Below are 12,817 nucleotides of genomic sequence, written 5' to 3' on the forward strand. Positions count from 1 at the left end.
TGGATATTCCCACTAGAAGCGATACATACAAACTCGATCTCAAGAACCTATGCAGACAGCGAAAACAAGCACATTTTGAGATGATATGAAACAAGTAAAAGTAGATTCAGTTCAATATGAAATGCTTCTAGCAGTTGCTAAGCGATGGAAGATGAAACCAGATGATGTAATCGCAGAGTTTATAGAAGAAAACTACAAAAGCAAGACAAAGCGTTAAACTCTCAAACAATATTTAATTCATCTTCAGGCTTGACTAGTTTTCGGTGCATGCCAAGTTCCTCAATATTGAGCAAGTTATTCAACCTGTAGTAAGTCCTTTCAATTTCTGCTTCAGAGTTTCCAACGTTGTCAGCAATCAACCGTATACGAACTCCATTCAAAAGTTGATGAGTTATATGAGTTGATCGCAAGGAGTGCAACGTGAATTTCCTAAAGTCAGTTGGCGTTCTGCCATCACGTGGGAATTTAAAGACCATTGCTGCCTCAACTAACGATTGATACTTCTTCCGTATTTGTTCAGACGAATACGGAGACGTCTTCCAACGGACCTCATCTAATTTCTCTTCCGCCTCAAACCTCCTCATATTCCTCTTATCTTCTTTATTAATCGTATGAAAAATAGGATTCAAAAAAAGCAAGGTATCTTTTTCTGGTTTAGGCAATAAAGGGATTCTCCCCTGAAACCTCCAACGGTATTTCTTTATCTCACCACTTTCAACTAATTCATTGTGCTCTTCGATTATTTGGTTACGCAATTTCACGCCTTTATTCAGATGAGACTTAACGGAATTGACCCAATAACCATTCATTACTGCGATTCGGCGTCCCATTTTCGTTGCTGAACTGACCTCAATAATGCCTTTTAGTCTTCCATCCGGCATTCTCTTTGTACTGAGATCTCCGACCCGCAAACGCATTGCTTCGTGATATCTGCCTCCAAAGTGGTACATAAAAAATATCCAGTTAAACATCCATCTCCTACGCCATAAGGTCAGTTCATCGTCATCGTCCCTCTTCTGCACCCATTCCATAAGTTGGGACTTGACTGCATCCCATTCATCTGGCATAAATGCCGGATTAGCATCTTCCTTATACTCTTTCCTATCTCTAAGCTTTTTAACTTTAGGGGAAGAGGTTGCATCCAAGATATTCCTCTCAACCATCCAACGCATCAGTTCATTGAGTGTTGTCAAATCAGAATTGATTGTCGCAACCGAAAGACCAGAAGTCGCAGTGTTCCACTTTCCCTTTGTCTCTACCTTCCGGTAGTGAAAACCATAATTTCCAAAACTCTCCTTACAAATATCTCCAATACTGTTAACACCAGTCAACTTTGCATAAGGGATAATACGTTGGTGAATTCGCTGGGCATATGTCCTGACTGCACTCTCTTTGATTTCTCCAATCTGCGCTTGCTCTTCCTTCCATTCCAAAAACTCCTTACAAGCAGTGGCAAATAGAAACTTTCTATTCCTTGACCTCAGAGGTTGATTAATAGTTGAGGCATATACATCAAGCGCCTTATCGTGAGCAATTTTGATGTCGGTCGTCCCAAGAGAGATATTGGAATACTTTTTATCGCCTCTTGGAATACGAAGCGTCAAATATTCACGGTCTGCATACCCGATGATGAATGCCCGTCCATTCAGGGTTTCTTCCTTGAACTGGATTTTCGGCATCAGCGTTGAAATCCCTCACGGATTTTTTGGTTTCCCTCTTCCGCCTCAGCAGGACACAATTTTGCCCATCGCATAAACGGATTACCTGCAACTGTTTGAAACTTAGGTTCTCCTGCCGATGCTCCATCCCGATAGAAGACGTCCTGCTCCCAGGCATCACTCCGATCAGGGTTCTTGCTGGTAGCGAATCGTTCTCCCCTGCAATCAGCAAACAACCAAAGGTCCTGCACCGGCGGACCTGCTCTGCCCGATGCCGGTTCATCAACGCATGTCACTGGTGTGGATTTCCAGTCGCAGTTCTGAACCCAGCGCCGCTGTCTGACTTTGACCCTCCACCACCCGTCAGACATCCGCTGAGGGCGCGACAACTGCTCTGTCTCGACCCTGCAACCAGTTCCACACCCAAAGACCGGAAGAACGTGCTCCTGCGGCACAGAGGACGGGGTGGCGGCACTAAGGACCAGCAGCACCAGAGAACTCAACATCTCCAGATCGCTGCGAAGTGTCCAACCTCCTGTCCAACCACGTGAAGACAAGCACCGTCAGCACTGACGTTAAGAGGGACACTTTGCCTTGTCCAACTCTTGTCCAAATAGCAAACCCATTCCAGTGACTTAAGTCAGGGAATGTCGTGAGTTGCCAAAATCATCTCCAGAAGGGCTGACTAAGAAAAATCTTACGGGCCGGCAGGCCGGCCCTCATCAGCGCTCAGCCCTGCTCGATCGACTCGATCACGCCGTCGCGCACCACGACCGCAACCTGCATCTTGCTCACCAGGTTGTCGCCCACTTGAATGTCGCAGAAGCTCTCAAGCTGGCCCTGATCCACAATCTGTTCCATTTCAAGCTCGCGAACCTGGGCCTGCTGCTGAAGAAGATTGCGCTTCTGCTCGTCGAGCTCAGCCCGCTTAGCAGCAACCTGCTGCTGCACCTGAGCGACCTGCTCTTGCACACGCGGATCAAGGGGATTAGCGCTTTGACGCCGAACATCATCCACAACCTGCTGCCCCTCCTGCTCAAGCTGAGCCAGTTGCTGGTCGGTAGTGGCGATGCCAGCGCTCAACTCACGCTCGGCCTCTTCCTTCCAGGCCGACGTGACCACGGCACGGATGGTGATGGAACGCTTGATCGACAGAGTGGTGCCGTCAGACATTGGGGCGAGGAATCAGCGCCAAGCGTCTCAGCCTCACGGCGGATGGTCAACCCGACCCTGACCGGAGGGCGATCAACGGCCATACACGCTCTCAATCAATGAGCGATCCCGTTCAGTGATCCGGTCTCGGCGTTGCTTGAGCGTCTGGGTGAGTAGGCCGTTCTCGATCGAGAATGGTTCGACAAGAGCCACACCAGCAAGACGCTCATCAGCCCTGGATCCAGCACGGTCCGCCAACAGTCGGTTCAACTCCCCGCGTAGCAGCTTGAGCAAGCGCTTATCACCGGGATGACCGCCCAGGTCATCACCTGGATCGCAGCCCTGTGAGCTGGCCCAGGCCTTGATCGCATCCGCCCGCGGCACCACCAGAGCCCCCAGTTGACGTTCGTCCTGCCCCACCAGCATCACTTGCTCGATCAGCGGGCTGGAGACCAGAGCCTCTTCAAGCGGCCCCGGCTCGATGTTCTCACCGCTGCTGAGCACGATTGTGTCCTTGGCCCGTCCGGTCAGGACCACAGATCCATCAGGGAGAAGCATGCCCAGATCGCCTGTATCAAACCAGCCATCGGCATCCAGCACCTTGGCTGTGGCCTCAGGTTTGCCGAGGTAGCCAGCCATCACCTGAGGGCCGCGCACCAGCACCACCCCACGTTCACGGAACCCAAGTGGCTTCCTGCTGTCGGCATCAACAATGCGGAACTCGGTGTCCGGGAGAGGCAGACCGGAGCTACCGCGAATATTGCGCCAGGGCCGCCGGCAACTCACCACCGGACTGGTTTCCGTGAGACCGTATCCGACTAGGAGCTCGATTCCCACCGCTTCAAAGAAGGCATCCACGTGGGGAGCGATGGCACCTCCTCCATTGATCGGGAAGCGCAGTGCTCCGCCACTGAGCTGCTGCCTCAGCTTGGGCCAGATCAGCTTGGAGGCCAGCGCATGGGCTGGCCAGCGACGGCTCGCCTCAGCAGCAGCCTTCAGACGGTCGCGTTTGCGCAGCGGCTGAATCATCAGGTCACGGCTGCGACGCCGGGCAAGGGTGAAGGCCGTGCTGTTGGCCAAGGCTGCTCTCAACAGGCGTTGACGGGAGGCGGGAAATGTCTTGACGGCATCCTCGAAACCAGCCTGAACCGCTTCCCACAACCTGGGGACCGTGGCCATGATCACCGGCTTGACCCGTGGCAGATCCTTCTTGAGCTGCTTGATCGTGGTGTAACTCTGCGAGCAGGCACAAGAAAAGAAGTAGTACTCAGCGCTGCGTTCATAGGAATGCCAGATCGGCAGAACGCTCAGCACTGGTGATCCCGGTTCCGGACGTGTCACGCAGGCGAGGCTGCGCATCTGATGCAGGAGGTTGGCGTGCGTCAGCGGCACGCCCTTGGGCCGACCGGTGGTCCCACTCGTGTAGAGGATCGTGGCCGTGGTGGCTGGCGCAGAGGCGCGGTCCCGCCCAGTGATTGGATCCGGTGCCTCCTGTCCATCGGCAAGGGCGAGGAAAGTGTCGAAGTCGAGCGCGCCAGCAGGTGCAGACCCCTCAAGCACGAGCACAAAGCGCAAACGCTCCTGCAGCTCCGCCGGCAGCTGTAAACGCTGCAGCAGATCAGCGGTTTGCACCACCAGCGCGACGGCAGAGGAATCCTCGAGGATGTAGCGCAGCTCTTCCACAGGTGCTGCTGCCCCACGCACAGCATCAATGGCACCTGCCCGCATCAAGCCCTGATCAGCCACCAGCCAGCGAGGACTGTTCTCTGCGAAAAGCCCCACCACATCGCCACTGCCGATCTGCAAACTTCGGAATGCGGCAGCGGCCTGATCAATCCGCTCTGCCAATTCTTGGTAGCTGAGACGCTCTGGATGGGCGGCGTGAGGAGCATCAACTGCCATCACCTCACCGTGATGCGATTGCAACCAAGGCCAGACCTGATCCACACGGCCGAGAGTTTGAACATGAGCCTGGCGAGCCAATGCTGCCTGCTCGCGGGACGTTGGTTGCCAGGTGGATTGAGCGGCGGCAGTCACGGGAACGGTCTGTAGTCGCCCAGGACTATCACCTCAACGCTGCTTCGGCAATCACAGCTGCTCTCCAGTTCTCTCCTGCCAAACCAAATCAAAGCGGGCAGCCAGGGCATCGCGCAACAGGGGTTGCACGCTCTCGATCTCCAGGTCAGGGATCCAGTTGCAAAGTCGACCGACGGCTCGTCCTTTGAGTCCACAGGGCACCACGGATTCGAAACCCTCCAGATCGCAGGTCACGTTCAACGCAAGACCGTGCTGGGTGATCCAGCGACGGCAACCGACACCGATGGCCGCCACCTTCTGCTGATCGAGCCAGACCCCTGTAAGTCCTTCGATCCGTTCCCCCTGCAGCCCGAGACGCTGCAACACATCAATCACCACCTGTTCCAGCTGACGCAGATACCAGTGCAGATCGGTGCGACGACGGCGCAGATCCAACACCGGATAGGCCACCAGTTGACCGGGTGCATGATGCGTGACTTCCCCACCACGATCGATGCGGTGCAGCGGGGCAGGCGGATGTTCGGGATCAAAGAGCAGATGGTCTTCACTGGCGCCGCGGCCGAGGGTGTAACAGCTGGGGTGCTGCAGCAGCCAGACCGCTTCAGCGTCAGTGTCCGCATCAGAGGCGTTGTCTGACTCCAGGAGCAACCGCTCCTGCCAGCAGCGCTGCAGATCCCAGGCCTGCTGGAACGTCACCAGCTGTTCAGGCTGAAAAAGAAATGCCGAAGACCCGGTTCCGGAATCTGTCGGCGTCACTAGCTTTCCGTTAGGCGCAGGCACCGGAGGTATGCATGAAGCTTTTGATCCATGGTCGCAATCTGGATGTGACTCCCGCATTAAGGGATTACACCGAGACGAAGCTTGATAGGGCGATCCATCACTTCAATGACCTGGTTCAGGAAGCAGATGTGCATCTGTCAGTGGCTCGCAACCCCCGCGTGCCGCAGCAGACGGCCGAGGTGACGGTCTTCGCCAACGGCACCGTGATTCGTGCCCAGGAACGCAGTGAGAATCTCTACGCGAGCATTGACCTGGTGGCGAGCAAGCTGGCACGGCAGCTGCGACGCTTCAAAGAACGCCACAGCGACCACCATCACAGCCCCGGTCACCGGGCCACCGAGACCCCCACCACTGAAGCGGTGCTTGATGACACCCCCGTGGACGATTCACTGTTCGAGGGGAAAGAAGCCCAGCTACCGAGCCCGGGTGTGCGGCGTAAGTACTTCGCCATGCCGCCGATGACGCTGGATGACGCACGCACCCAGCTGGATCTCATCGACCATGACTTTTACCTGTTCCGCGACAGTGAAAGCGGCGAACTACAGGTGATTTATCGGCGCAACCACGGTGGCTATGGAGTGATCCAGGCACGCAACTGAACCTTTCGTGGCGGCTTGATCCGTCGTTTGCTCAGCGATGACCAAGTCACCGCGCCGGCAGGACCTGCCGGACATCCCCCCTCTGATTCACCAGGCTCTGCTCAATCCACTCCTGCAAGAGGAGGAACTGCTGACGCTCTGCGACGCAGCCAAACAACTGGGCTTCGGCGGCGTGTGCGTCAGCCTCATACACCTCGAAGCAGTGCGCAGGCGCCTGGGGGGCCAGGGAGCGGTGACGTTGATCGCCACCGTTGCCTTTCCATTCGGAGCACTGCCAGCCGAACTGAAACAGGCCCAGGCCGAATGGGCTGTTGGCCATGGTGCCGAAGCCCTCGAAGTCACACCCGACTGGTCAGCTCTCGTGAACGGTCGCGCCAACAGCTTCGCCGAGGAGCTGGCAGCGATCGCAGCATTGGATCTACCCATGACCGTCGTAATGGATATGAATCAGCTGAATGAGGCGCAGCTTGCTCTGGCAGCGGAGGCCGCCATGGATGCAGGGGCTGCATCGCTGCAGGCCGGCAACGGATTTGGAGCAGCGGTCTCCGCCAATCAGATCAGAGAACTACGGCAGCTCACCCGAGGCCGTTGCGCCATCAAGGCCGCCGGTGGGATCCGGGAGCTTGAACAGGCGCTGGATCTCGTGGAAGCAGGAGCCATCGCGCTGGGCACCGGTCACGGTCCAGCGTTGGTGAAAGCCCTGCGACAACCACGATGAGTGGGGACAAGCGCCTGTCGGGACTTGCTCTCAAGGTGGGGCCCCTCGGGGAGCATGATCGGCTGCTCACCCTGCTCAGTGATGAAGCCGGCGTGGTGCGACTGGCAGTGCCTGGAGCACGCAAACCACGCAGCAGCCTTGCCGCTGCAGTCCCGCTCACTCTGCTGGAACTGCAGGTGGTAGGTCGTCGCAGTTTGAAGAGGGTTCGTCAGCTGCAGGTCGTGCATAACTACAGCGGTGTTGGCAAGCAACTGGAAACACTGGCTGCCGCCCAAGCCCTGGCGGAACTAGCCATTGCCCTTGTGAGCGACTGCGACCCTGTTCCTGGAATGCTGGATACGGTGCTGATTCATCTCGAGAGCTTCGAAGCCCTGAGCCGCTCCGACCAACCAGACGCGGATCTCTGCCTGGCCATGCTCGTGCAGGCGGGAGTGCATCTGCTGGCGCTAGGCGGCTATGGCATTCCACTGCAGATCTGCTGCCGCACTGGAGCAGAGCTGGCTCCTCCGATCGGCCAGTGGGAATGGCGCTGCAGCCTTCTGCCTGAAGAGGGACTAGCGATCGGCTCATTACCGGGCGCCACGCTTCAGTTCAACCCATCTGAACTGGCTCTTTTGCAACGGTTGCCCAGGGCGGAACTCCCCAGGAGACGCGATGGCCAACTGATGGGTCCACGTCCTGTTTGGCTGAAGCTCCTGGCTGTCCTGGAGTGCTGGTGTCGCGCCCATTTGCCCCGCCCGGTGCGCTCACTGGAGATGGTCGGCGACTGCATGCCGTCGCAGTAAGCGATCATGAGCCGGTCATTGCTGGAACCTTGAGCGGATCCCCCCTGAACAGTCCTGAGCCGGTCCTACCAACCGGCAACAATCCGGAGGGAGGCCGCGGGCTCCAGGCCGTGTTGCGCCTGAGCGACTTCCGCAAACTCTGGATTGGCCAGATCTTCTCTCAGCTGGCGGACAAGTTCTACATCGTGCTGATGGTCTTTCTGATCGATCAGCACTTGCTGCTGACCACCCAACAGAACGGCGTTCTTGCGGAGGTGGCCTCCGATTACGGCCTCGATATCAGTACGCGCACCAAAGTCATCACCCTTCTGGCCACGGGAATCTTCGTGGCGAACACACTGCCGGCGATGGTCCTGGGCAGCGTGGCGGGGGTGTGGGTTGACCGCTGGCCGAAACGACGGGTGATGGTGGCCTCGAACGGATTGCGGGCACTGATGGTGATGCTGACGCCTCTGTTTCTGATTCCGGGCCCCCTGATCCTGGGACTGCCCTGGGGCTACTGGGGTCTGATCGGCATGACGTTTATCGAATCGATCCTCACGCAGTTCTTCGCACCGGCCGAACAGGCGGCCATCACCCTGCTTGTGCCTGGCCAACACCTACTGGCAGCGAACTCGCTCTACCAAACCACCAGCATGGGAGCCACCATCGTTGGCTTCGCTCTGGGTGAGCCGATCCTGCGAGCACTGAATCACCTGTTCAGCGCGGTCGGCGTGCGCGGTGGTGAATTCATTCTGCTGCCGTTCTGTTATGGAATGGCGGCCCTAAGCCTGCTGGCGGTCAGCCACCGAGAGCGGGAAATCCACAACGATGGTCGATCGGTCTGGCACGAAATCGGAGAAGGGCTGCAGGTGCTGAAGCGCATCCCCACGGTGCGCAACGCCATGGTTCATCTGGTGTTGCTCTACAGCCTGCTCGCGGCTCTCTACGTTCTGGCCCTTCAGCTGGCAGGCCTGATTCGCAGTCTTGGCCCCTCTGGTTTCGGCATGCTGCTGGCGATGAGCGGCCTGGGCATGGCCCTTGGCGCCGTGATGATGGCCCAGCTCGGTCATCACTTCAGTCGCCGTCGACTCACCGCAGCAGGACTCGGCCTGATCACCTTTTCACTGGTGTTGCTCAGCCAGTTCAAAGGCTCGCTCAACAGCACTCTGGCGTTCTGCGGAATCCTCGGGATCGGAGCCGCACTGGTCGCCATTCCGGCACAGACCACCATTCAGGAGGAAACTCCGGTCTCCCAGAGAGGCAGAGTCTTCGGTCTTCAGAACAACCTGATCAATATCGCTCTCAGCCTGCCGCTAGTGCTGGCAGGCACTCTGGTCAGCAGCATCGGGCTCAGTCCGGTGTTGTGGTTGCTCGCCCTGCTGGCACTTGTTGCCGCCTTGCTCGAACGACCTTGGCAACGCTGCTAGCGTTTGCCAAGGCTGTGACTGGTGGCGGTGACGCATATTGCCTGGCTGGGCAAAAAAACTCCGTTCTGCGGCAATGTCATCTACGGGCTCAGCACAACGGAGGCCCTGAGGGCAAGGGGTCATCAGACCAGTTTCATTCACTTCGATAATCCGAAGGCACCTGGCAGCAGCACATCGCTTCTCGCCAACGATCCCGATGTCAGCCTTCCGTATCTGGTCAAATCGCAGGTTTACACAATCCCCTCGCCGGGTGCCCAGCGTGAGTTGCGGGAATCGCTGGAACGTCTGCAACCCGATCTGGTGCATGCAAGTCTCACGCTGTCGCCGCTGGATTTCCGACTGCCGGAGCTCTGTCAGCAGTTGGGAGTCCCCCTGGTGGCCACCTTCCACCCTCCCTTCGACGCCAGCCTCCGCAACCTGACGGCAGGGACACAGCAACTCACTTATCAGCTCTACGCACCGGCGCTCTCCAAGTACGACCGGGTGATCGTGTTCTCCGATCTACAAGCTGAATTCCTGGCGCGTCTTGGCGTACGCGAAGACCGTTTAGCCGTGATCCCCAACGGGGTTGATACCAACCAGTGGAGTCCCTCTGACCCACTACCAGAACCAGGCATCACACCGCCCATCGGCAGCGCACTGCATCAGGTGCGCTGCCGTCTTGGTCAGGAGCGCGTCTTCCTCTACATGGGACGCGTTGCCACCGAAAAAAACGTGGAAGCTCTTCTGCAGTCTTGGCGTCTGGTGGCCATGCAGGGCTGTCGCCTAGTGATCGTCGGCGAAGGGCCTTTGCGCAGCACCCTGCAGAACAGTTACGACGACGATGACGTGCTCTGGTGGGGCTACGAAGCCGATCTGGCCACGCGCATTGCCTTGCTGCAATGCGCCGAGGTGTTCGTGCTTCCCTCTCTAGTGGAGGGGCTTTCACTCGCCTTGCTTGAAGCCATGGCCAGTGGCTGTGCCTGTGTGGCCACCGATGCTGGAGCCGACGGAGAAGTGCTCGCTGGGGGGGCAGGAATCGTGATGAGCACCCTGGGCGTGACCAGCCAACTGCGCACCTTGCTTCCGGTGCTGCGTGATCAACCCGTTTTGACGCGCGAACTAGGTCGACAGGCCCGCGAAAGAGTGCTGGAGCGCTACACCATCAGCCGCAATATCGACGCACTCGAGCAGTTGTATGGCGAGCTAATGCGTCGAGCTCCGCTGGCGGCCTAGCGCAAAGTCCGTCCATGTTCGGCTGCAGCAATCACCGCTTCGATCAGGGCTGTCCGAACACCAGCGTTCTCCAATTTGCGCAGAGCCGCCATAGTCGTACCGCCAGGTGAGGCGACCATATCTTTGAGCTGTGCTGGATGGAGTTGCTGCTGATCGAGCAATGCAGCCGTTCCGGCCAATGTCCGATGAGCGAGCCGGTGGGCTTGATCGCGCGGCAAACCGGCAGCTACTGCGCCATCAGCCATGGCTTCAGCCACAAGAGCCACGTAAGCAGGGCCTGAGGAGGTCAACGCCAGAAACGCATCAAGCCTGGACTCCGGCAGCTCAAGAACTTCGCTCACTGGATCGAAAGCCTCCTTCACCCACTGACGCTGCTGCGCCGAGACACCTTCTGCAAATGCCAGTCCACACAAGCCTTCACCCACCAAGCAAGGGGTATTAGGAACCGCCCGCACGCACGCACGACCAGCAAATTGACTCTGAAGACGCTCCAGAGTGACACCCGCCAACACAGAGATCAGCAGGGGCGACTGGCCTGATGGAACTGGCCCAACGCATTCGGCCACAGCATCAAGCTGCTGGGGCTTCACCGCCAACAACTGAACCGGAGCATTCCAGGCGTCCATAGCCCGGGGATCAGACGCGGAAACAACGGTCAAGCCATTGGGCAAATCAGGGGTCAGCCGGGAGACAGACGACTGACTGCCAACAACCCCGATGACATCGGCTGACTGAAGCTTGCCTCGTTTAATCAGAGGGAAGATCAGGGCCTGGGCCATCCGACCCAGACCAATCACACCAACAGAAACAGTCACCGAAGCGAAAACTCAAAGAGCGGCGGCATCCGAAACGGCCCAGGCCGGTGCGGGAGCAACGCTGCTCTCAGCTGAAGTTTGCTCGACATCCTTGGTGACAACCGTTGGAGTCGTGCTCTCGTCCTGACTGGCGTTGGTCACAGTGACGCAACTCGGGGCAAACAGGAAAATGCTCTCACCAACACGCTCTTGATGACCATCAATGGCGAACGTTCCACCGGCCACGAAATCAACCGCTCTTTGAGCTTGATCAGGCTCCATCATTGTGAGGTTGAGAATCACGGTCTTGCGTTCGCGCAAGGCCTGAATCGCCCTTGGCATTTCATCAAAACTGCGCGGCTCCATCAGAGAAACCTCTGCGGTGCCGGAACTAATTCCAGGCATCCCGATCACATTCGAGCCTGAGAAGTTCTGGTCCATCTCAAACGGATTGGATGCACCCAGAGGCGCCAGAGCACTGCTGCTGACGGAAGACATGCCCTGCATGCTGTCGTCTTGCTCGCCTGTGTCGTAGTCGAGCTCGTCATAATCGCCATCTAGATAATCGTCACCAGCAACGACCGCACGAAGACGAGAAATCAACGACACTGGAAATCTGCAGAACCTTGACCCTGAATAGCGCTCAAGGGAGTTGTGAGCAAGCGTGTCCAGATGAATTGATGTCCATCTCGCAACGTTGATTTGATCATTCCGATCAAGAAGACACAGGCGGCCGCGCACCAAACAGTGCTGATCCCACACGAACCCAGGTCGCACCGGCGGCGGCAGCTTGCGGCCAGTCGCCGCTCATCCCCATCGAACATTGAGACAGATCGAGCTCATCCGCCAGATCACGGCAATCCCTGAAAAGCCCCTGACGCTCGATGCTGTCCAGTCCCAACGGAGCCATCGTCATCAGCCCGGAGGCCTTCAGTCCCGGCAACTGTCGCAACACGGGCCAGGCCTCTTTGAGTGACTGAGGGTCCCAGCCGCCCTTAGAGGGATCAGACCTCAGCTTCACCTGAAACAACACCGAAGGACAACACCCCTCCTCCAGGGCAATTCGGGATGAACGCTCCGCCAGCGCCATCGAGTCGATGGAATGAATCCAGCTGAAGGCCTTCACCACCGCGCGGACCTTATTGGCCTGCAGGCGGCCAATGAAATGCCAGCGCAAATCGGTGAGGTCGGCGAGAGCCTGCTGCTTAGGCAAAGCCTCCTGAACCCGACTTTCGCCGAAATCAATCTGACCGCAAGCAGCAAGCTCTCGAACTGCCGACGCAGGCTGCATCTTGCTCACAGCAAGCAGGTTGACTCCCTGCGGAAGACGCTGTTGGAGTTGCTGCCAGCGGGTCTGAATCTCCGTCACCCGAGCGGTCCGTCTTGCATGGTTCAGATGAAGGTCTGATCGAACAACTGCTTCCAGCTGCCGTAATCCTCCGAAGCATCCCGGCGACGGCGGGCAAGATTCAACTCAGCGTGGTGGCGCGCATCCAGATAGGGAATCACTTCAAACTGAGCCCCTCGGGGCTGCAGGGTGACGAGGAAGAACATGCGCTGGGCGTACAAGGTGGCGTAAACATCACGACCTTCCCCCGCAGGGGCCACTCTGTAGAGCATCCCAAAGGTGGGGTGGTTGAGATAACCCTCAGCGCTCACAGACCTGAAAA

At 57.6% G+C, this 12,817-nt stretch carries 14 protein-coding genes; 5 read left to right on the forward strand and 9 right to left on the reverse strand.

Translation table 11 applies throughout. From position 1 onward, the window contains the following. Nucleotides 1-221 precede the first annotated feature (221 nt). The 5 genes from SIB42_RS13795 to lipB form a co-directional block, all read right to left on the reverse strand. Entirely contained in the window at nt 222-1,679 is a 1,458-nt protein-coding gene (locus SIB42_RS13795; RefSeq protein ID WP_067093951.1) for a tyrosine-type recombinase/integrase, read from the reverse strand. Next, complete coding sequence (locus SIB42_RS13800; RefSeq protein ID WP_231856376.1) at nt 1,679-2,215, reverse strand: mannose-6-phosphate; 537 nt, start codon at nt 2,213-2,215, stop codon at nt 1,679-1,681. The genes SIB42_RS13795 and SIB42_RS13800 overlap by 1 nt, the downstream gene beginning before the upstream one ends. Nucleotides 2,216-2,387: 172 nt before the next feature. Continuing rightward, nucleotides 2,388-2,831 (reverse strand): YlqD family protein, encoded by a 444-nt coding sequence (locus tag SIB42_RS13805; protein WP_067093948.1) that lies wholly within the window; start codon nt 2,829-2,831, stop codon nt 2,388-2,390. A gap of 72 nt (nt 2,832-2,903) precedes the next feature. Further along, a complete protein-coding gene (locus SIB42_RS13810; RefSeq protein ID WP_067093945.1) occupies nt 2,904-4,847 on the reverse strand; it encodes an AMP-binding protein in 1,944 nt (647 codons plus the stop codon). A gap of 51 nt (nt 4,848-4,898) precedes the next feature. Continuing rightward, on the reverse strand, nt 4,899-5,627 hold the full coding sequence (gene lipB / locus SIB42_RS13815; RefSeq protein WP_067093942.1) for a lipoyl(octanoyl) transferase LipB: 729 nt from the start codon (nt 5,625-5,627) through the stop codon (nt 4,899-4,901). A gap of 11 nt (nt 5,628-5,638) precedes the next feature. On the opposite strand from lipB, the gene hpf reads away from it, so the two are divergent. Genes hpf through SIB42_RS13840 form a run of 5 tightly spaced genes read left to right on the forward strand, consistent with a single transcriptional unit; the run spans nt 5,639 to nt 10,353 of the window. Next, complete coding sequence (hpf, locus tag SIB42_RS13820; protein ID WP_067093939.1) at nt 5,639-6,226, forward strand: ribosome hibernation-promoting factor, HPF/YfiA family; 588 nt, start codon at nt 5,639-5,641, stop codon at nt 6,224-6,226. Nucleotides 6,227-6,263: 37 nt separating this feature from the next. Further along, the gene (locus SIB42_RS13825; RefSeq protein WP_067093932.1) at nt 6,264-6,944 is read left to right on the forward strand and encodes a 2-deoxyribose-5-phosphate aldolase; all 681 of its coding nucleotides are present in this window, start codon (nt 6,264-6,266) and stop codon (nt 6,942-6,944) included. After that, on the forward strand, nt 6,941-7,729 hold the full coding sequence (gene recO, locus SIB42_RS13830; RefSeq protein WP_067093927.1) for a DNA repair protein RecO: 789 nt from the start codon (nt 6,941-6,943) through the stop codon (nt 7,727-7,729). The genes SIB42_RS13825 and recO overlap by 4 nt, the downstream gene beginning before the upstream one ends. A gap of 29 nt (nt 7,730-7,758) precedes the next feature. Then, a complete protein-coding gene (locus tag SIB42_RS13835; RefSeq protein WP_067093923.1) occupies nt 7,759-9,138 on the forward strand; it encodes an MFS transporter in 1,380 nt (459 codons plus the stop codon). Between the two features lie 27 nt (nt 9,139-9,165). Continuing rightward, nucleotides 9,166-10,353, forward strand: a complete 1,188-nt coding sequence (locus tag SIB42_RS13840; RefSeq protein ID WP_067094469.1) for a glycosyltransferase family 4 protein — start codon at nt 9,166-9,168, stop codon at nt 10,351-10,353. On the opposite strand, the gene proC is transcribed toward SIB42_RS13840, so the two are convergent. The 4 genes from proC to SIB42_RS13860 all read right to left on the reverse strand — a co-directional run bounded on the left by proC (nt 10,350) and on the right by SIB42_RS13860 (nt 12,806). Continuing rightward, nucleotides 10,350-11,168 carry a pyrroline-5-carboxylate reductase gene (gene proC, locus SIB42_RS13845; protein WP_197459865.1) on the reverse strand — a complete coding sequence of 273 codons (819 nt, stop codon included), beginning with the start codon at nt 11,166-11,168 and terminating at the stop codon, nt 10,350-10,352. The two genes, SIB42_RS13840 and proC, sit on opposite strands and share 4 nt — an antisense overlap. A 12-nt stretch (nt 11,169-11,180) precedes the next feature. Continuing rightward, the gene (locus tag SIB42_RS13850; RefSeq protein WP_067094464.1) at nt 11,181-11,756 is read right to left on the reverse strand and encodes a cell division protein SepF; all 576 of its coding nucleotides are present in this window, start codon (nt 11,754-11,756) and stop codon (nt 11,181-11,183) included. Nucleotides 11,757-11,862: 106 nt separating this feature from the next. Beyond that, on the reverse strand, nt 11,863-12,516 hold the full coding sequence (locus tag SIB42_RS13855) for a YggS family pyridoxal phosphate-dependent enzyme (RefSeq protein WP_067093920.1): 654 nt from the start codon (nt 12,514-12,516) through the stop codon (nt 11,863-11,865). 23 nt (nt 12,517-12,539) lie between these two features. Further along, complete coding sequence (locus SIB42_RS13860; protein WP_067093917.1) at nt 12,540-12,806, reverse strand: PipX family protein; 267 nt, start codon at nt 12,804-12,806, stop codon at nt 12,540-12,542. Nucleotides 12,807-12,817 lie beyond the last annotated feature (11 nt).

Origin of the sequence: Synechococcus sp. MIT S9508 (assembly GCF_047303045.1) — a bacterium.
Taxonomy (GTDB): domain Bacteria; phylum Cyanobacteriota; class Cyanobacteriia; order PCC-6307; family Cyanobiaceae; genus Synechococcus_C.

Coding starts and splice junctions, on each gene's coding strand:
- hpf (WP_067093939.1), top strand. CDS start 5,639: ATGAAGCTTTTGATCCATGGTCGCAATCTGGATGTGACTCCCGCATTA.
- SIB42_RS13825 (WP_067093932.1), top strand. CDS start 6,264: ATGACCAAGTCACCGCGCCGGCAGGACCTGCCGGACATCCCCCCTCTG.
- SIB42_RS13805 (WP_067093948.1), bottom strand. CDS start 2,831: ATGTCTGACGGCACCACTCTGTCGATCAAGCGTTCCATCACCATCCGT.
- recO (WP_067093927.1), top strand. CDS start 6,941: ATGAGTGGGGACAAGCGCCTGTCGGGACTTGCTCTCAAGGTGGGGCCC.
- SIB42_RS13795 (WP_067093951.1), bottom strand. CDS start 1,679: ATGCCGAAAATCCAGTTCAAGGAAGAAACCCTGAATGGACGGGCATTC.